We start from the raw sequence: 19,055 nt of genomic DNA, 5'->3' as shown, positions 1-19,055 counted from the left end.
CCGACTACCCCTTGAGGCGGTCGCCGCCGACCCAGACACCGGCGACGTCAGCCGGGCACGCCAGGGCAAAGGCCTTGGCAAGGGCGTCCTCGGGAGAGCGGGCCTGTCGCAGGCCGACCTCGAGCGGGTCGCCGTCGACCGGCCGCACCCACAAGGCGTCGAACTGCTTGCCCACCGACAGGTCACCCACCTCGGAGTCCAGCCCGAGCGCCAGCGCCCCGGCGCGCGTCGCCAGGAACAGCAGGTCGGGGGAGGCGAGCGGAAGGCCCTGGTCACCGAGCAGCTGCTGGATGAAGTACGCCTGCAGCCCCTCCTTGAAGAGCGAGAACCCCGTGCCCGCCCCGACGTCGGAGCCCAGAGCGACCCGCGTGCCATGCTCGATGTGAGTGCGCAGCGGGAACAGGCCGCTCCCGAGGGCCGAGTTGCTCGTGGGACAGTGGGCGACGGAGGCCCCTTGGGATGCCAGCAGGTCCAGCTCCCGGGCCGTCGGGTGCACGTTGTGGGCGAGGACGGTGTTCGGACCGACGAGGCCATGCCGGTCGTAGGTGTCGCAGTAGTCCTGTGCGTCGACGAAAAGCCTTGCCACCTCTGCGATCTCGGCCGCGTTCTCGTTGACGTGCGACGTGAACCACGTGCCTGGGACGTCCTTGAGGACCGACCGACAGGCGTCGAGCATGTCGTCGCTGGCGGAGTACGAGAAGCGCGGTGTCACGGCATACCTCGCCCGTCCGCGACCGTGCCATCGGCGCGCCAGGGCGACCGCCTCGTCGTAGGTGCGCTCTGGACTGCTGAGGAGGGGCTCAGGGAGCGAGCGGTCGCTGACGACGAGTCCCGCCGTGACGCGTACGCCGACACGCTCGACCTCCTCGAACAGGACGTCGACCGCGCTTGCGAAGTGCGAGCCGAAGACGAGCGCGGTCGTCGTGCCCGCTGACACCAGGCCGCTGACGAACTCCGTCGCCACGGCGCGGGCGTAGTCGACCGACGCGAGCCGGGCCTCCTCGGGAAGCGCGCAATCGTCGAGCCACTGGAGAAGCGGCATACCGAGGGCGCCGATGATCCGCACTTGGGGGAAGTGCACGTGGGTGTCGACCATCCCAGGGAGCACGAGGCCGTCCCTGAGGTCGACGACGTCGTCGTCGCGATGCCGCCCGCTGACCTCGGCGAACGTGCCGCGCTCGGCGATGGTGCCGTCGACGACGCGCAGGGCGATGTCGGGGTCGGCCCGGAGGCGGATGCCCGAGGCGTGCTCCCCGCTGGGCGTGTCGAGAAAGGTGCCCCGGTAGATGGTCACCGGACGACCTCCGCGTCGGCGCGTGCGGTGGCAAAGCGCCGCAGGAGGTCCCCGGCGACGCTCACGGCGATGGTCGCGGGGTCCTTGCCCGGGATCTCGGGCAGGCCGATGGGTGTCGTGATGCGCGCCAGGGCGGCGTCGTCGTGACCCTCGCGCCGGAGCAGCACCTCGAAGCGCCGCCACTTGGAGGACGACCCGATCAGGCCGATCGATGCGAGGTGTCCGGAGCGCAGCGCCATGTCGCAGAGCGCCGCGTCCTCGGCGTGGTCGTGAGTCATGACCAGGACGTGTGTGCCGGCGGGCACCTGCCCGAGGACGACCTCGGGCACGGGGGAGTGGTGCACATGGATGCGGGCGACCGCATCGTTGAGCGGCAGGAGCCGGGCGGGCTCGACGTGAGCGGCGCGGGAGTCGACCAGGTGCAGCTCGATGTCGTGACGGGCGAGGATCCGGGCGAGCTCCAGCCCGACGTGTCCGATGCCGAAGATGGCGACGGCGGGCACCACCGCGAGCGGCTCGAGCAGGACCGTCACCTCCCCTCCGCAGCACTGCTGGCCGTGCTCGCTGGGAGCCTTGTCGCTCAACGACATCGTGAAGGTCTCGGGCGATGTCGCACCAGACTCGATCAGGGCACGGGCCCGCTCGACGGCCGTCGCCTCGAGGTTGCCGCCGCCGATGGTGTCCCACTCGGCGTCGGCTGCCACGACCATCTTCGCCCCGGCCTCGCGGGGCGCATGTCCCCGCACAGCTGTCACGGTGACGAGGACGCCGGCCAGGCGCTGCTCCCGCAGCGCCTCGACGGCGCGAACCCAGTTCATCGCCCGGCTCCGACCGACTCGGCAGACGTGACGGCGTCGCCGGCGTTCGGCGCCGGCACACCGTTGGACACCGAGGCGTCCTGCGCGGCGGAATGACCGGCCGCGAGACCGGCCCGCGAGGCACGCGTCGGCTCGTCGGCACCCGACTGCGACCGCGCCGCCTCGACAGCCCAGAAGACCGCCTCGGGTGTCGCTGGCGAGGCGAGGTCGACGCTGGTCCCCTCGGGCCCGAAGGCCGCCGCGGCCTGGCGCAGCGCCTCGCGAACGGAGAACGCCAGCATGAGGGGTGGTTCACCGACCGCCTTGGACCCGTAGACGACGCCCTCCTCGTGCGCATGCTCCAGGAGCGACACGTTGAAGACCTCCGGCATCTCGGAGAACGACGGCAGCTTGTAGGTGCTCGCGGCCTGGGTCGCGAGGCGGCCCCGGGTCGGACCGTCGCTCTCGTCCCACCGGAGGTCTTCGAGCGTGAGCCACCCTGCGCCCTGGACGAACCCACCCTCGATCTGGCCGATGTCGACCAGCGGGGACAGGCTCTCCCCGACGTCGTGGACGATGTCCACGCGGCGGGTGCGATAGGCGCCCGTGTAGCCGTCGACCTCGACCTCGGTCGCGGCGACGCCGTAGGCGAAGTACTTGAAGGGGGAGCCGTGCATCCGCGAGGAGTCCCAGTGCAGGCCCTCGGTGCGGTAGAAGCCTGCTGCCCACAGCTGGATCCGCTGGAAGTAGGCCTGGCTCACCAGGTCGTCCCAGGCGATCGGCTCGCCGCCTCCCAGCCCGCTGACGGCGCCGTCGGCGAAGCGCACGTCGTTCGAGTGCACGCCGAGACGCCCGGCGGCGACCTGGGCCAGCCGCCCCTTGATCTGCTCGCAGGCGTTCTTGACAGCGCCGCCGTTGAGGTCCGCACCTGAGCTGGCCGCGGTGGCCGACGTGTTGGGGACCTTGTCGGTGCGGGTCGGGGCGAGCCGCACTCGGCTCAGCGGGACGCCGAGGGTCGTCGCAGCGACCTGGAGCATCTTCGTGTGCAGCCCCTGGCCCATCTCGGTGCCGCCGTGGTTGATCAGCACCGAGCCGTCCTTGTAGACGTGCACGAGGGCGCCGGCCTGGTTGAAAGCCGTGAGGTTGAAGGAGATCCCGAACTTCACCGGTGTCAGCGCGACAGCCCGCTTGACGTCGTCGTGGGCCGCGTTGAAGACCGCGATCTCGGCGCGGCGCCGCTCGACGTCCCCGTTGGCGAGCACGCCGTCCCAGGCAGTGACGAGCCGCTCGGGGTGGCGCACCGGCTGGCCGTACGGCGTGGCCTGGCCCTCGACGTAGAAGTTGCGCCGGCGCAGCTCGATCGGGTCGAGTCCGAGCAGCGGCGCGCACCGGCCGAGGATGTCCTCGATGACGAGCATGCCCTGAGGACCGCCGAACCCCCGAAACGCCGTCTGCGACGTCTTGTTGGTCCTGGCGATTCGGCCCTGCACCCGGACGTCGGGGATCCAGTAGGCGTTGTCGATGTGGCAGAGGGCGCGCGCGAGCACGGGCTCGGACAGGTCGAGGCTCCACCCGCCGTCGGCGGTCAGCGTCGCGTCGAGCGCTTGGAGCCGACCCTCGTCGTCGAAGCCGACTCGCCAGGTGGCGTGGAAGCCGTGCCGCTTGCCGGTCATCGTGAGGTCCTGGGTTCGGTTGAGCCGCAGTCGAACCGGCCGACCCGTCAGGGTTGCCCCGAGGGCGGCGATGGCGGCGAGACCGTGCGGCTGCATCTCCTTGCCGCCGAAGCCGCCACCCATCCGCAGGCACTGCACCGTCACGTGGTGGCTCGCGAGCCCGAGGACGTGCGCGATGATCTCCTGCGTCTCGCTCGGGTGCTGCGTGCTCGACTGGGCGAAGATCTGCCCGTTCTCGTCGACCATGGCCAAGGCGCAGTGTGTCTCGAGGTAGAAGTGCTCCTGGCCGGCGAACTCGAGCTCGCCCGAGAACGTGCGGGTCGACCGCGTCAGGCCGGCCTCGACATCGCCGCGCTCGAGGCGCGGCCGTGCACCCTGGTAGGAGTCCGCCGCGATGGCCTCCGTCACTGTCACGAGGGCCGGGTGCGGGTCATAGTCGACCTCCACAGCGGCGGCGCCGAGCCGCGCGGCTTCGAGCGTCTCGCCGAGGACCCAGCACACCGCGTGACCGAAGTACATCACCTCCGTGGGGAACAGTGGCTCGTCGTGCTTGACCCCTGCGTCGTTGATGCCGGGCACGTCGGCAGCCGTGAGGACGCGCACCACGCCGGGCACGACGTATGCCGGCTCGACCCGCAGGTCGGTCACCGTGGCCCGCGCGTGGGGGGCCTGGACCGGCCACGCGTGCAGCACGCCGGCGGTCCGGCCCACGAGGTCGTCGGTGTAGAGCGCGGTGCCGGTGACGTGCAGGGCCGCGGACTCGTGCGGGACCTCCAGCCCGACGACGGGGTTCGCGGGTCGTTCGGAGAGCTGGCTCATGCTCCCACCTCCTGCTGGGTCGCGTTCTGGGCGTGGAGCTTGAGCAGCGCGGTGCCGAGCATCGTGCTCCGGTATGCCGCGCTGGCCCGATGGTCGTCCATGGGCGTCCCTTCGCGGCGCATCACGGCTGCTGCCGCCCGGACGACATCCTTTGTCCATGGCCGACCCTCCAGGGCGGCCTCGGTCGCCAGGGCTCGGACCGGGGTAGCGGCAACTCCGCCGAGGCCGATCCGGGCCTTCTCGACGACACCGTCCGAGATGGTCAGGGCGAAGCCGACCGCGACGCTGCTGATGTCGTCGAAGCGCCGCTTGGCGATCTTGTGGAATGCCACCACCGGGCTGAGGGGCAACGGGATGCGCACCGCCCGGATGACCTCGTCGGGCCTCCGCTGGGTCTGGCGGTAACCCGTGAAGTATTCCGCCAGCGGCACCTCGCGCTCGCCGCGCGCCGAGGCCAGGACCACGCCTGCCTCGAGCGCGAGCAATGCGGGCGGTGTGTCGCCGATGGGTGAACCGGTGCCGAGGTTGCCGCCGATGGTGGCGCCGTTGCGGATGAGGCGTGACGCGAACTGTGGAAACACCTCGTCCAGCAAGGGGACCCGGCCTTCGAGACGCGCCTCGATCTCGGACAGGGTGAGAGCCGCGCCGATCTCGATCGTGTCCTCGCCGATCGTGAGACCACGGAGCTGCTCGACGCGGTCGATCCCGATCACGTGACCGGCTCGGGTCCCTCGGAGGTTGACCTCCACGCCCCAGTCGGTCGAGCCGGCCAGCAGGACCGGGTCGGGGTGCTGGGCCATCAGGTCAAAGACGTCAGTCAGGTCGGCCGCGCGCGAGTAGCTGCCCGCCGTCGTGTCGAGGCGAGTGGCTACGGCGGCCGGGGGCGCCTGGTGGAGCCGGACCGCGAACGGGTCCGTCTCGTCCGGTGCTCCGAGGGCGTAGGCGGCGTCGCGGATCGGCCGGTAGCCCGTGCACCTGCAGAGGTTGCCGGACAGCGCGTGCAGGTCGAAGCCGTTGGGGCCATGCTCCACGTCGTGCTCCTGGACCCCCTCCACTCGGCCGGGGCGGTAGTACTCGGCGGCCATGCTGCAGACGAAGCCGGGCGTGCAGTAGCCGCACTGCGACCCGCCGCGCAGCGCCATCTCGCGCTGCACCGGGTGCAGGGCGGCCGCGGTGCCGAGGCCCTCTGCGGTGACGACCTCCTGGCCGTCGAGCGAGGCAGCGGGGATGAGACACGCGTTGATCGCCGTCCACTGGGTGCCTTCGGGCGAGCCGTCCGGCGCGAAGCCGGGCCGCGCGACGAGCACCGAGCACGCCCCGCACTCGCCCTCGGCGCAGCCTTCCTTGGCACCCGTGAGCCCGCAGGCGCGCAGCAGGTCGAGCGCACTCGTCCAGGCCGGCAGGGCCGCGAGGTCGAGCGCCTCGCCGTTGACCGTGACCGACGGTCCGCCGGCCGACGCGCCGGGTGCTTCAGGTGCCCCAGATGCTCCGGTGGTGGGGAAAAGGGAAGACGCCATTGTCCACTCCTCGTGGTGCAGGACTGCACCGCTCGGACCGATCAGCGAGGGATCAGCCGCATGGTTGAGGGTGAACCGAACCGCTGGTTATCCATGCCGAACAACGGTCGGGCGCTGCATCGATGGTACGCGGGGGGTCGCGCCAGGGGAAGGGTTCACCCAGGATTATTTCCGCTATGTGGATAGATGATTCCGATCAGAGGAACTGCCTCGACAGCTTCGCGTGCCGGTTGACGTCCTTGTAGAGCAGGTACCGGAACCGTCCCGGCCCACCGGCGTAGCAGGCCTGCGGGCAGAAGGCGCGCAGCCACATGAAGTCGCCCGCCTGCACCTCGACCCAGTCGTTGTTGAGCAGGTAGACGGCCTTGCCCTCGAGCACGTAGAGCCCGTGCTCCATGACATGGGTCTCCGGGAAGGGGATCACGCCGCCCGGCTCGAAGGTCACGATGGTGACGTGCATGTCGTGCCGCACGTCGAGCGGGTCGACGAACCGCTTCGTCGTCCAGGCGCCGTTCGTGTCAGGCATGGGCGAGGCGTCGATCTCCCTCTCGTGCGTGACGAAGAGCTCGGGCGGCTGGATGCCCTCCACCGGCTCGTACGCCTTGCGGACCCAGTGGAACGTTGCCGGCTCGCTCGCCGCCTCGTCGACCGACACCGTCCACTGCCACCCGGGCGGCAGGTAGGCGTATCCGCCAGCCTCCATGACGTGCTCGTCGAGGCCCGCCTTGAGCCGCAGGGTCCCGCTGACGACGAAGATGACGCCCTCGGCCCCGGGGTCGAGCTCGGGACGGTCGCTGCCGCCGCCGGGTGAGACCTCGACGATGTACTGCGAGAACGTCTCGGCGAAGCCGGACAGGGGTCGCGCGATGATCCACGTCCGGGTGCGCTCCCAGAAGGGCAGCACGCTCGTGACGATGTCGCGCATCGTCCCCCGCGGCAGGACGGCATATGCCTCGGTGAAGACCGCGCGGTCGGTCGTGAGGTCGGTCTGGGCCGGCAGCCCGCCGGTCGGGGCGTAGTAGCTCGGGGTGCTCATGCGTCTCCTCTCCGCAGCAGCCGCCCGCGCGGCTGAGCGTCGACGTCAAGGGGTATGCCGGCAAGCCAGGTCTGGCGCACGACGCCGGTCAGGGTGCGGCCGGCATACGCCGACACGGGGTTCTTGTGGGCCAGGGCGGCGGCGTCGACGACGAGCTCCTCGTCCGGGGCGAAGACAGCAAGGTCAGCGGCGAAGCCTTCCGCGATCCGCCCCTTCGTGGCCAAGCCAACCTGGCGTGCGGGCGCCTCGGCCATCCATCGCACGACATCGGGCAGGGCGAGGCCCCTCTCGCGGGCCCCGGTCCAGGTGGCGGCCAGCCCGACCTGCAGCCCGGCGATGCCGCCCCAGGCCTCGCCGAAGTCGCCGCTGTCGAACGCCTTGAGGTCGGCTGTGCAGGGAGAGTGGTCGGTCACGACGAGGTCGATGTCCCCGTCGACCAGTCCGTCCCAGAGCCGGTCTCGGTTCGTCGCCTCTCGGATCGGCGGGCAGCACTTGAACTCCGTTGCCCCGTCAGGGATCTCCTCGGCCGCGAAGGTGAGGTAGTGCGGGCAGGTCTCGGCACTCAGGGCGACGCCGTCCTCGCGGGCGCTGTGGATCATCGGGAGCGCGTCGGAGCTCGACAGGTGAAGGATGTGGGCCCTCGCGCCGGTCCATCGGGCCAGCTCGATGACCCCGGCGATGGCGAGGTTCTCGGCGCCTCGGGGCCGTGACCGCAGGAAGCCCGCGTACGCCGGCCCGGCGGCAGCGTGTGCGCGCTCGATCGCGTGCGAGTCCTCGGCGTGGACGATGAGCAGGGCCCCCAGGCGGGCCGTCTCGCGCATCGCATCCTCGAGCTCGTCCGGCTCGAGGTGCGGGAACTCGTCGACGCCGGAGTGGAGCAGGAAGCACTTGAAGCCGAAGACGCCCTCGTCGTGCAGCGGCTCCAGGTCGGCGACATTGCCGGGAACCGCGCCTCCCCAGAACCCGACGTCGACGAACGCCTGGTCGCGCGCCACGGCTAGCTTGGCCTCCAGCGCGGCGACGTCCGTCGTCGGGGGGATCGAGTTGAGCGGCATGTCGACGATCGTGGTGACGCCACCGAGGGCCGCCGCGCGAGTGGCGCTGGCGAAGCCCTCCCACTCGGTGCGACCCGGCTCGTTGACGTGCACGTGGGTGTCGACGAGGCCGGGCAGGAGCACCTCGTCCGCGGCGAGCTCGACGACGACGCTGGCGTCGAGCCCTCCCCCGGCGGACGTGGCCGCGAGGTCATCGAGGGCGGCGGCGGTGCGCAGCTGCACGATCCGGCCGTCGGCGATGCCGACGAGCGCCGCCTTGACGGTGCCGTCGACGACCGCGCGAGGCGCGCGGATCAGGGTGTCGAGAGCCATGCGGCGGACTCCTTCGTCGTACCTTCGAGTCCGACCGTATGCCGTGTGGCCGCCTCGGGCGAGCGATCGCCGAGCTCTGCAGTGGTGCCGGACGGGCCCGTGCCCAGCCGTCGTCGGAGCCGCTCGCCGATGCGCTCGCCGATCCGCTCCAGCGCCGGACCGGGAGCCGCGATCGACGCCTCGACCGAGCCCGCCTCGTCCGTCGTGGTGAGGACCGTCGCGAACCCCGCCGACTCCCACGTGGCCTGGTCGATGAGGCACCTCCCGGCAACCCCGACAACGGGCACGCCGGCGGCTCGCGCCGCCTCGGCGACCGCGGCCGGAGCCTTGCCGTGCAGCGTCTGCTCGTCGATCGACCCCTCACCGGTCACGACCAGGTCGGCGCCGGCGACCGCGTCTCGCAGCCCCGTGAGCTCGAAGACGATGTCGGCGCCTCGTCGCGATGTCGCACCGAGGGCCGCGATGAGGGCGAAGCCGACGCCACCGGCCGCACCCGCTCCGGGCGCGTCACGCAGGTCGCGGCCGGTCGCGTCCGCCACGAGGTCAGCCCAGTGGACGAGAGCCGCGTCAAGCAGCTCCACCTCGGCGGGGGATGCGCCTTTCTGCGGTCCGTAGACCGCCGCCGCGCCGCGCTGCCCGTTCAGCGGGTTGTCGACATCGCAAGCGACCACGAGCTCGACCTCGCGCAGCCGAGGGTGCAGCCCATCGAGGTCGAGGCTCGTCGCCTCGGCAAGCGGAGCACCGCCATCGGCGACGGAGCCGCCGTGGCGGTCCGTGATGCGCGCGCCCAGGGCGCCGAGCAGGCCGGCACCGCCGTCGGTGCTCGCGCTGCCACCGATGCCGACGACGATGCGCGTGCACCCCGCGTCGAGGGCGGACCGGACGACCTCTCCGGTGCCGCGGCTCGTCGCCGTGAGGGGGGCCGGTCGGCCCTGGGGGAGCAGGGCGAGCCCGCTTGCGGCGGCTAGCTCGACCACGGCGTCACCGCCCCGTCGCGCCCACGACGCCTCGACCGGCATACCTGTGGGTCCGGTGACGCGCACGGTCTCGCGGCGGAAGCCTGCCGCTACCGCTGCGTCGACCGTCCCGTCGCCACCGTCCGCGACGGGGATCATGACGACGTCGGCGTCCGGGCAGCCGGCGCGGATGCCCGCGGCGAGGTGTCCGGCGACGGCAGCCGCTCCGAGCGAGCCCTTGAACTTGTCGGGTGCGACGACGACACGTGGCATGGCGGACCTCAGTCGAGGTTGGCGTAGAGGGCTGTCGGTGCGTCGAGGTCGCTGACGGCGAGCTCCTCGAACTCGGTGACGGCCGCGATCGAGGTGCCCATGGACACGTTGGTCACCCGTTCCAGGATCACCTCCACGATGACCGGCACGCGGTGCTCGACGAGCAGCTTCTTCGCCTCCTCGAGAGCGGGCAGGATGTCGTCAGGCTCGTGAACGCGAATCGCCTTGCAGCCCAGCCCTTCTGCCACCTTGACGTGGTCGACGCCGTAGCCGTTGAGCTCAGGTGCGTTGATGTTGTCGAAGGACAGCTGCACGCAGTAGTCCATGTCGAAGCCTCGCTGCGCCTGACGGATCAGGCCGAGGTAGGCGTTGTTCACCAGCACGTGGATGTAGGGGATGTTGAACTGCGCCCCGACCGCGAGCTCCTCGATCATGAACTGGAAGTCGTAGTCGCCGGAGAGTGCGACGACGGTCGCTTCGGGGTCGGCCGTGGCCACTCCGAGCGCGGCAGGCACCGTCCAGCCGAGCGGCCCCGCCTGGCCGGCGTTGATCCAGTGACGCGGTTCGTACACGTGCAGCAGCTGGGCCGCCTGGATCTGGGACAGGCCGATGGTGCTGACGTAGCGGACGTCGCGGCTGAAAGCCTTGTTCATCTCCTGGTAGACGCGCTGCGGCTTGATCGGCACGACGTCGAAGTTCGTCTTGCGCCACAGCGTCCTCTTGCGCTCCGTGCAGTCGGCCAGCCAGGCGCTCCGGTCGGGAAGCACGCCCGCGGCACGGCGGGCGCGGGCCGCCTCGACGAGCAGGACGAGGGCCGCCTTCGCGTCGGACACGATGCCGTAGTCGGGTGCGAAGACTCGCCCGATCTGGGTGGGCTCGATGTCGACATGCACGAACGTGCGTCCCTGCGTGTACGTCTCGAGGTCGCCCGTGTGGCGGTTCGCCCAGCGGTTGCCGATGCCGAGCACGAAGTCGGACGCGAGCATCGTCGCGTTGCCGTAGCGGTGGCTCGTCTGGAGCCCGACCATGCCGACATTGAGCTCGTGGTCGTCCGGGATGGTGCCCCAGCCCATCAGGGTCGGCACGACGGGCACCCCGGTCAGCTCGGCGAGCTCGACGAGCAGGTCCGCCGCGTCGGCGTTGATGATGCCGCCTCCAGCCACGATGAGCGGACGCTCGGCGGCGGCGAGCATGTCCAGAGCCTTGTCGACCTGGGCGCGCGTCGCGGCCGGCTTGTACACCGGCAGCGGCTCGTAGGTTTCGATGTCGAACTCGATCTCGGCCATCTGGACGTCGATCGGCAGGTCGATGAGCACCGGACCAGGACGCCCGGACCGCATGAGGTGGAAGGCCTGCTGGAAGGTGCCGGGCACCTGCGCCGGCTCGAGGACCGTCACGGCCATCTTCGTCAGTGGCTTGGCGATCGACGCGATGTCGACGGCCTGGAAGTCCTCCTTGTGGAGCTTGGCGACCGGCGCCTGGCCGGTGATCGCGAGGATCGGCACCGAGTCGGCGCTCGCCGAGTAGAGGCCGGTGATCATGTCCGTGCCCGCCGGGCCGCTCGTGCCGATGCACACGCCGATGTTGCCGGCCCTGGTGCGGGTCCATCCCTCGGCCATGTGCGAGGCACCCTCGACGTGCCGGGCGAGCGTGTGGTGCAGTCCGCCCTGGGTCTGCATCGCCTTGTAGAACGGGTTGATCGCCGCTCCGGGCAGGCCGAACACGTGGGTGATCCCTTCCTTCTTCAGGATCTCCACTGCTGCCTGTGCTGCTGTCATGCGTGCCATGTCAGGTGTCCTTGAGTGAGGTCACCCCGCGGCATCCCTGCGTCTGTCGTGAGGATGGGTATGCCGTCCGGGTGGGGAGGTGGGTCAGGCGGGCCGCTGGCCCGATAGGCGCTGCACGCCGCGGAGCAGGCCGGAGTGGTCGAGGGCGCCGTCACCGTTGGCGCGGGCGGATGCCATCAGAGTCGCGATGAGGCTGCCCAGTGGGAGCACTACGCCGGCCTCGCGCGCTGCCGAGGTGACGATGCCCATGTCCTTGTGGTGCAGGTCGATCCGGAATCCGGGCTCGAACGAGTCCTGCAGCATGTTGTCGCGCTTCTGGTCGAGCACCTTCGAGCCCGCGAGGCCGCCACCGAGGACGGTGAGCGCGGCGTCGAGGTCGACGTCGTAGGCACGCAGGAAGACGACGGCCTCGGCGAGGGCCTCGATGTTCGCCGCGACGACGAGCTGGTTGGCCGCCTTGACGGTCTGGCCGGCGCCGTTGCCGCCGACGTGGACGACCGTGCGGCCGACCGTCTCGAGGACCGGCCGGGCCTGCTCGAAGTCCTCCGTCGCGCCGCCCACCATGATGGACAGCGAGGCGTTCTGGGCGCCCGCCTGGCCGCCCGACACGGGGGCGTCGAGGAGCCGGAAGCCCTTGCTCTTGGCCTCGGTGGCGAGCTCGGCGGTGACGTCCGGGCGGATCGACGAGAAGTCGATGACCAGTGTCCCCGGCTGCGCGTTCGCGAAGACGCCGTCGTCGGCGGCGAGGACGGTGCGGACGTCGGGGGAGTCCGGGACCATGACGGCCACGATGTCGGCCGCCTTGACCGCCTCGGCGATGGAGTCGGCTGCCCGGCCGCCGGCCTCGAGAAGGGGGTCGTAGCGGTTCGGCGTGATGTTGTAGCCGACGACGTCGTAGCCGGCGCGGGCCAGGTGGACGGACATCGGGCTGCCCATGATGCCGAGTCCGATGAAGGCGATGGTGGTCATGTCGATCTCTCCTCGATGCTGTGGTGCTGGTCGTGCAGGTCGTGCTTGCGTCGCTGGGGAGGCGGCCGGGTGGGACGCCGCTGGCCGGTGCCTCAGATGCGGCGAGCGGCGGTGAGCCAGGTGAGGCTCTCGGTGGTGGTGGTCGAGGGCTTGTACTCGAGGCCGACCCATCCGGTGTAGCCGCCGTCGGCGAGGCGCCCCAGGTAGTGGTCGAGGTCGAGCTCGCCGCTGCCGGGCTCGCCGCGCCCGGGCCAGTCGGCCACCTGGACATGAGCGATGGTGTCCCCGTAGGCCGTGACGGCGCGGTCGAGGTCGTCGCCGTTGTTGGCGAGGTGGAACAGGTCGAGCAGGAAGCCGACGTTGGCTGCGCCGGCGGCCCGGACGTCCCGGACGACGGCGTCGGCGTCAGCGGCGGTGCGCAGCGGGTACGGCTTGGGTCCGCTCACGGCCTCGACGAGGACGGTGGCGCCGATCCGGTCGGCGGCGTGAGCAGCGGCGATGAGGCTCTCTCGGCCCAGCGCGTCCTGCTCCTCAGGCGCCGACTCGTCGACCCGGTTGCCGTAGAGGGCGTTGAACGCGCCCGTGCCGAGGCGCTCGCCGATGCCAACGGTGACCTCGATGTTGTCGCGGAACTGCTGGACCCGGCCCGGGATCGAGAGCACTCCGCAGTCGGGCCCGGCCAGGTCGCCGGCGAAGAAGTTGAGCCCGGCGAGGCGCACCCCGGCGTCCTCGACCGACCGGACGAGCGCGTCGACGTCGCGGTCGGACGGCACCGGCTGGTCGGGCCAGGGCCACCAGAGCTCGATGGTGTCGAAGCCGGCGGCCTTGGCGGCTGCGGGGCGTTCGAGCAGCGGCAGCTCGGTGAACAGCATCGAGCAGTTGGCGAGGTAACGCAGACCTCCAGGTCCGCTGGGCGTCCGGTCTGCCATCTCATCACTTCCGTAATGTGGAAATAGATTTCCGATATGCAAAACTGTAAGGGGATGCCGATGGGCTGGTCAAGATCCAGAGCCCACCACGTGAGACGCCCGAGGAGCGCCTCAGGCGAGGACGGACGCCTTGCGCAGCAGCGATGTGCTCGCGGCCCGGAGAGCGGCGGCGAGAGTCTCCTGCTCGACTCTGACGAGCCGGTCGCGTTCGACGACGGGCCGGCCGCCGACGAGAAGCAGCTCGAGTGGTGGCCGGTCACCGAGCACGAGGCCGGCGACCGGGTCGGCGATGTCACCGTGGGCGAGCCCATCCACCCGCCACAGGGCGATGTCGGCGAGCTTGCCTGCTTCGAGCGAGCCGATCTGGTCGTCCCAGCCGAGCACCCGCGCGCCGCCGATCGTCGCGAGCTCGAGCGAGTCCCGAACGGTGAGCGCGGTGGGGCCGCCGACGGCGCGGGCGAACAGCAGCGCGTGCCGCGCCTCCTCGAGCATGGACGATGCCTCGTTTGACGCCGGTCCGTCGACGCCGAGGCCGACGGGCACACCGGCATCGCGCAGGGCACGAGCTCGGGCGATGCCTGCGCCGAGCCGGGCGTTCGACGACGGGCAGTGGGCCACGCCGGTGCCCGACCCCGCGAGCGTCCCGATCGCCTTGTCGTCCAGGTGGATGCCGTGGGCGAACCAGACGTCGTCCCCCAGCCAGCCGAGCGACTCCATGTACTCGACCGGCGTGCGGCCGAAGTGCTCCCGGCAGAACGCCGCCTCGTCGGTCGTCTCCGCCAGATGCGTGTGCAGGCGAACCCCCTTGTCGCGAGCCAGCGCTGCCGCCTCGCGCAGGAGGTCGCCCGTGACGGAGAAGGGCGAGCAGGGTGCGACACCGATGCGGGTCATGCTGTCGGGCGTCGCGTCGTGATGCCGGTCGACAGCGTCCGCGGTCGCCCGGAGGATGCGGTCGAGGTCCTCGACGACCTGGTCCGGCGGCAGGCCGCCCTGCGAGTGTCCGAGGTCCATGGAGCCACGGGTGGCCAGGAAGCGCAGGCCCACGTCCGCCGCGGCCGCGATCTCGGCGCCGAGAAGGTCACCTCCGCTGTGCGGGAAGACGTAGTGGTGGTCCATGCTCGTCGTGCATCCGGTGCGAGCGAGCCACCCCAGCCCGCCGGCGGCTGCCGCCTGGGTGATGTCCTCGTCGAGACCTGCCCAGACCGGGTAGAGGGTCGTCAGCCACTCGAAGAGGGTTGAGTCACAAGCGATTCCACGGGTCGCCCACTGATAGAGATGGTTGTGCGTGTCGACGAGGCCGGGCGTGGCGACGCAACCTCTGGCATCGACGACCCGGAGGGCGCGGTCCGTCGCAGTCTGCACGAACTGGCCGGACGCCACCCGCGCGATGCGCGAGCCGTCGATGACCACGTGCCCCACGGCATACTCGGTGCGGCCGGGATCCATCGTGACGACGGTGCAGCCATCGAGGACGACCCGCGCTCCCCGCAGCTCAGCTGCCACGGTAGGTGGAGTAGCCGAAGGGGTTGAGCAGCAGGGGCACGTGGTAGTGCTGTTCGGCATCGGCGATCGTGAAGGAGATCGTCACTTCGGGATAGAACCCGGCCCGGCCGGTTGCCCCGAAGTAGGCGGCGGTGTCGAAGCGCAGCCGGTAGACACCGGGGTCGAGCAGGTCCGGCCCGATGACGCCCACCCGGCCGTCGGCGTCCGTGGACGCCGACCCGAGCTCATGACCATCTGCGGTCTCCAGGGTGACCGGCACCCCGGCCGCCGGGACCCCACGGCTCGTGTCGAGGACGTGCGTGCTCAGGGTGCCCACTAGACCACGGCCTCGAGCCGGAGCAGAGCGATCTGCCGAAGCTGGTCGACCGTCTCGGCACGCTCCGACTCCTCGTCGTTGCGGAGGCGACGCCGCAGCTCGGCCAGGATCTCCTGCGCAGAACGGCCCGCCGCCCTGATGAGGAACACCCGGTCGAAGCGGTCCTCGTATGCCGTGTTGCCGGCCGCCAGCGCCGCCGCGACCTCGGCGTCGGACCGATCGACCCCCGACTGCTCCTGCGCCGAGCGGACGGCATCGTGCTCGGGCTCGCTCGCTCGCTCGCCGATGCGTGGATGTCCGGCAAGAGCCGACTTGAGCTCCTGGTCGTCGAGCTGCCGGGCCGCCCGGTCGGCCGTGTCGAACACGGCCGACCGGGCGGCATACGGCCTGCCGGCGAGGACCTCATCGGCCCAACGGCCGACTCCGAGGCACGCCAGGAGGCGCGGCCGCAGTGACTCGTTCGCCTCCGAGTTGAACTCCTCGAGCCTGAGGGTGGAGCGCAGGTCCGATGGGTTGCTCACGCGACACCACCATCCCGGGTGCGCCGCGCCGCCGGCATTGCCTGGACGCAGCGCAGCCGCGGCGCCGGCGTTGCCTGGTCGCAGCGCAGCCGCGGCGCCGGCGTTGCCTGGACGCAGCGCAGCGAGCTGGGTCCCACGCTCTGCGTGGGAGGAACGAGCAAGCGGAGCGGAGGAAGGGAACGCCCGATAGGCGCTGCGGCGCGCGCCGCAGCGATGCGAGGCGGCAAGTGATGGTGGCTCATGCCAGCTGGTCCACGTCGACGATGCGCTGGCGGGCACTGTGGATCGGGTTGGCGTCGGCGACGAGGTCGTCGAAGCGGTATGCCGCGATCTTGCTGATCTCGACGAGGGCGGCGGCATGCTCCTGGCTCGGGGAGTTGCCCAGCCGCTGCCACCCATGGCGCAGCACCTGCTTGAACGAGTCACGGTCGCGCACGCACGTGACGAGCGGGAAGCCGAAGCGCTCGCGGTACTGGTTGTCCAGGTCGGACAGCTCGAGATGGTCCTTCTCGTCGAGTCGGGTCAGGCCGAGCGACGACTGGTCACGCAGTGATCCCTCACCCTCCTCGCCACCGGCGACGCTCTCGGCGCCGAGGTCGGGGTAGGAGCTGATCAGCTCGAGCTGCTCCTCGCTGGTGGCGGCGAAGAGCGCCTCCTGGAAGGCCCGGCGAAGGTCGTTCGTGTCGGCGAACGGGCGCTGGTCATATGCCCGCTCGACGACCCAGTCCGGGCCCTGGAACAGGCCGCGGAAGGTGTCGACGAACTCGTCTCGGCTCATCTCGTTGACCTGGCTCAGCCGGATCAGCGCGCCCGGCGTGCCGGCGACGGCGGGTCCCCGCCTGCTCCCGACGTGGTGGAAGACGAGGTTGAGCAGGATCGCGGTGATGCTGCCCAGCGTGATGCCGGAGCCGAGGATGATCTGGGCCCACTCGGGCACGGCCTGAGAGACCTCCGGCTGGGCGGTGACATACATCGCCAGGCCCACGCTGGTCCCGACGATGACGACGTTCCGGTGGTCGTGGAAGTCGACTCGCGAAAGGGTCTGGATGCCGACGACCGCAACGGTCGCGAACATCGCCAGGGCCGCGCCGCCGAGCACCGGGTGCGGGATCCCGGCCACGATCGCTCCCGCCTTCGGGATGAGGCCGATGACGATCATGATCAAGCCGGCCGTCGCCACGACGTAGCGGCTCTTGACCCTGGTCAGCCGGACCAGGCCGACGTTCTCGGCGAAGCAGGTGTAGGGGAAGGAGTTGAAGACGCCGCCGATGGTCGTGGACACACCGTCGGCGCGCAGCGCCCGCGCGATGTCCTCGCGCTCGATGCGCTTCTCGACGATCTCGCCGGTGGCGAAGACGTCGCCGGTCGTCTCGACAGCGGTGATGAGCATGACGACGACCATCGAGATGATCGCGGCGATCGAGAACTTCGGCCAGCCGAAGTAGAACGGCGTCGTCACGCCGAACCAGCTCGAGGAGGAGACGTTGTCGAAATGGGCGTCCCCGAGAATCCAGGCCAGGGTCGTGCCGGCGACGAGGCCGACGAGCACGGCGATCGTGGCCATGAAGCCCTTGAAGACGCGCTGGATGATGACGATGAGGAAGAGCGTGCCGAGAGCGTAGGCCATGTTGCGCCCGCTCGACGGGTCTCCCTCGGGGCCGGCCCCGCCGACCGCGTCAGCGGCTGCCACGGGGAGCAGGGCGATGCCGATGATGAGGATCACCGAGCCGGTGACGACCGGCGGGAAGAAGCGAATGAGCCTGCTGAAGTACGGCGCGATGAAGAAGGTGAACAGGCCGGCGATGATCACCGCGCCGTAGATGACGAGCAGGCCCTCCGTGCCGCCCCCGGCCGCCAGGCCGATGGCGATCATGGGGGACACGGCCGTGAACGTGACGCCCTGAAGGAGCGGGAGCCGGACGCCGACCTTCCAGAAGCCGATCGACTGGATGATCGAGGCGATTCCGCAGGTGAACAGGTCGGCGTTGATGAGGTGGATGAGCTCTTCGGTGCTCAGGTGGATCGCGCTCGCGAGCAGGATCGGGACGATGACCGCGCCGGCGTAGAAGGCGAGGACGTGCTGGAAGCCGTAGACGAAGAGCTTCGGGGCGGGCAGCACCTCGTCGACGGGGTGCCGCGAGCGGCGCTGTGCGGGAGGCTGTTCGACGGTGGTCGTGCTCATGGTGGTGGTCCTTTCCGAGTCCGTCAGCAGAAGCCGGGCGTGGCGAGCCATGCCTGGGGGGCTGCCGGCACGTCGTCACGCAGGACGGTGGCTTCGATGAGGCCGTACGGCCGGTCGGCGGCGATGAAGACCTCGCCGTGGTTCTCGACGTCGGGGAAGCGGGAGAAGTCGACGAGGAAGTGGTGCTTGTTCGGGGCCGAGAACCTGATCTCGGCGATGTCCGGGTGCCGCTCGAGCACGGTCTGGCCCATGGCGTAGAGGGTCTCCTGCAGGGCCCGGCTGTACGTCGTGGCGAATACCTCGAGGAGCGAGTCGCGGACGCTGTCGTACGACTTGTTCCAGTCGACGTCGGTGCCGAGGTACCTCCAACGGGCTACGAGCGAGGTCGCGAGGATGCGGTCGTCGGTCTCGGCGAGGGTCGTGTACTCGTCTCTGAGATAGCCCTTGAACTCCGAGCCGGTCGACTTGAGCACGACGAGGTCCTTGAGCCCCGAGATGACGTGGGCGGTCCGATCTGCGGCCTGGGCGCCTCGGTCCAGGGTGACCACAGTGGTGCGGACGTCGCCGCCGCGCCGGACGAATGCGTGGTCGTGCCCGTTCTCGCCGACCGGGATCCGGTCCCAGGCGTACTGCTCGACCTCGATGCGCGCGCCGGTTGCGGCCGGGGCGGCGTCGAGGAAGCGGCCGGCGAGGGCCAACGCGTAGTCCTCCGGCGAGCTCACGCCGTGCTTCTTGGCGTACGCGAAGGCGGTGTTCTTCTGGGTGTCGGTGGGAAGGACCTTGGACTGGTCGCCCGTCACATGGGCGTCGGCGAAGTCACCCCGGAGCGAGGTCGACACGTTGAGGTCGGTGATCTCGTGGCGAGCCGTGTCGCGCGTGATGCGGACGACGCGGTTCTCTGCCTTGCCGTACTGGTTCGGTCCCAGAACGATGCTCATGTTTCAACTCCATTGTCGATGCGTGGCGGTTCTGCTCGCGACGGTGCTTCCCATCAGGGTGCCGTGGTCGGGGTCGCGTGGGGAGGGGTTCGGCCCTGGTGTTCTAGTTTCCGAGATGCGGAATTAAGTTATCGAATAACGGAAGGATATGGCTGGGCTCGCCGGGCGTCAACGGTCT

The 19,055-nt window shown here is 70.5% G+C and carries 15 protein-coding genes; all 15 read right to left on the bottom strand.

Annotated features, from left to right (window positions below; all coding sequences use genetic code 11):
- Positions 1–4: 4 nt before the first annotated feature.
- Positions 5–1,294: a guanine deaminase gene (gene guaD, locus ACYVLP_RS20540; protein WP_460629175.1), complete on the bottom strand. Its 1,290-nt coding sequence runs from the start codon at positions 1,292–1,294 to the stop codon at positions 5–7.
- A complete protein-coding gene (gene xdhC / locus ACYVLP_RS20535; protein ID WP_460629174.1) occupies positions 1,291–2,112 on the bottom strand; it encodes a xanthine dehydrogenase accessory protein XdhC in 822 nt (273 codons plus the stop codon). The genes guaD and xdhC overlap by 4 nt, the downstream gene beginning before the upstream one ends.
- The gene (gene xdhB, locus ACYVLP_RS20530; protein ID WP_460629173.1) at positions 2,109–4,583 is read right to left on the bottom strand and encodes a xanthine dehydrogenase molybdopterin binding subunit; all 2,475 of its coding nucleotides are present in this window, start codon (positions 4,581–4,583) and stop codon (positions 2,109–2,111) included. The genes xdhC and xdhB overlap by 4 nt, the downstream gene beginning before the upstream one ends.
- Complete coding sequence (locus ACYVLP_RS20525; protein ID WP_460629172.1) at positions 4,580–6,100, bottom strand: xanthine dehydrogenase small subunit; 1,521 nt, start codon at positions 6,098–6,100, stop codon at positions 4,580–4,582. The genes xdhB and ACYVLP_RS20525 overlap by 4 nt, the downstream gene beginning before the upstream one ends.
- 196 nt (positions 6,101–6,296) lie before the next feature.
- Complete coding sequence (locus ACYVLP_RS20520; RefSeq protein ID WP_460629171.1) at positions 6,297–7,136, bottom strand: bifunctional allantoicase/(S)-ureidoglycine aminohydrolase; 840 nt, start codon at positions 7,134–7,136, stop codon at positions 6,297–6,299.
- Entirely contained in the window at positions 7,133–8,503 is a 1,371-nt protein-coding gene (allB, locus tag ACYVLP_RS20515) for an allantoinase AllB (protein WP_460629170.1), read from the bottom strand. The genes ACYVLP_RS20520 and allB overlap by 4 nt, the downstream gene beginning before the upstream one ends.
- Positions 8,485–9,732: a glycerate kinase gene (locus ACYVLP_RS20510; RefSeq protein ID WP_460629169.1), complete on the bottom strand. Its 1,248-nt coding sequence runs from the start codon at positions 9,730–9,732 to the stop codon at positions 8,485–8,487. The genes allB and ACYVLP_RS20510 overlap by 19 nt, the downstream gene beginning before the upstream one ends.
- A gap of 8 nt (positions 9,733–9,740) precedes the next feature.
- Positions 9,741–11,519: a glyoxylate carboligase gene (gene gcl / locus ACYVLP_RS20505; protein ID WP_460629168.1), complete on the bottom strand. Its 1,779-nt coding sequence runs from the start codon at positions 11,517–11,519 to the stop codon at positions 9,741–9,743.
- 84 nt (positions 11,520–11,603) lie between these two features.
- A complete protein-coding gene (locus ACYVLP_RS20500) occupies positions 11,604–12,659 on the bottom strand; it encodes a 2-hydroxy-3-oxopropionate reductase (protein WP_460629167.1) in 1,056 nt (351 codons plus the stop codon).
- Entirely contained in the window at positions 12,581–13,417 is an 837-nt protein-coding gene (locus tag ACYVLP_RS20495; protein WP_460629166.1) for a hydroxypyruvate isomerase family protein, read from the bottom strand. Before ACYVLP_RS20495 ends, ACYVLP_RS20500 begins: the two co-directional genes overlap by 79 nt.
- Positions 13,418–13,528: 111 nt before the next feature.
- Positions 13,529–14,920: an 8-oxoguanine deaminase gene (locus ACYVLP_RS20490; protein ID WP_460629165.1), complete on the bottom strand. Its 1,392-nt coding sequence runs from the start codon at positions 14,918–14,920 to the stop codon at positions 13,529–13,531.
- Positions 14,910–15,236: a hydroxyisourate hydrolase gene (gene uraH, locus ACYVLP_RS20485; protein ID WP_460629164.1), complete on the bottom strand. Its 327-nt coding sequence runs from the start codon at positions 15,234–15,236 to the stop codon at positions 14,910–14,912. Before uraH ends, ACYVLP_RS20490 begins: the two co-directional genes overlap by 11 nt.
- Positions 15,236–15,757 (bottom strand): 2-oxo-4-hydroxy-4-carboxy-5-ureidoimidazoline decarboxylase, encoded by a 522-nt coding sequence (gene uraD, locus ACYVLP_RS20480; protein ID WP_460629163.1) that lies wholly within the window; start codon positions 15,755–15,757, stop codon positions 15,236–15,238. The genes uraH and uraD (ACYVLP_RS20480) overlap by 1 nt, the downstream gene beginning before the upstream one ends.
- Before the next feature lie 238 nt (positions 15,758–15,995).
- A complete protein-coding gene (gene uraD, locus ACYVLP_RS20475) occupies positions 15,996–17,939 on the bottom strand; it encodes a 2-oxo-4-hydroxy-4-carboxy-5-ureidoimidazoline decarboxylase (protein ID WP_460629162.1) in 1,944 nt (647 codons plus the stop codon).
- A 23-nt stretch (positions 17,940–17,962) separates the two neighbouring features.
- Entirely contained in the window at positions 17,963–18,877 is a 915-nt protein-coding gene (gene pucL / locus ACYVLP_RS20470; protein ID WP_460629161.1) for a factor-independent urate hydroxylase, read from the bottom strand.
- Positions 18,878–19,055 lie beyond the last annotated feature (178 nt).

Source organism: Intrasporangium mesophilum, from assembly GCF_054783095.1.
The sequence above is the reverse complement of the archived record's forward strand: the minus strand, read 5'-3'. Positions and strand labels throughout refer to the sequence as shown.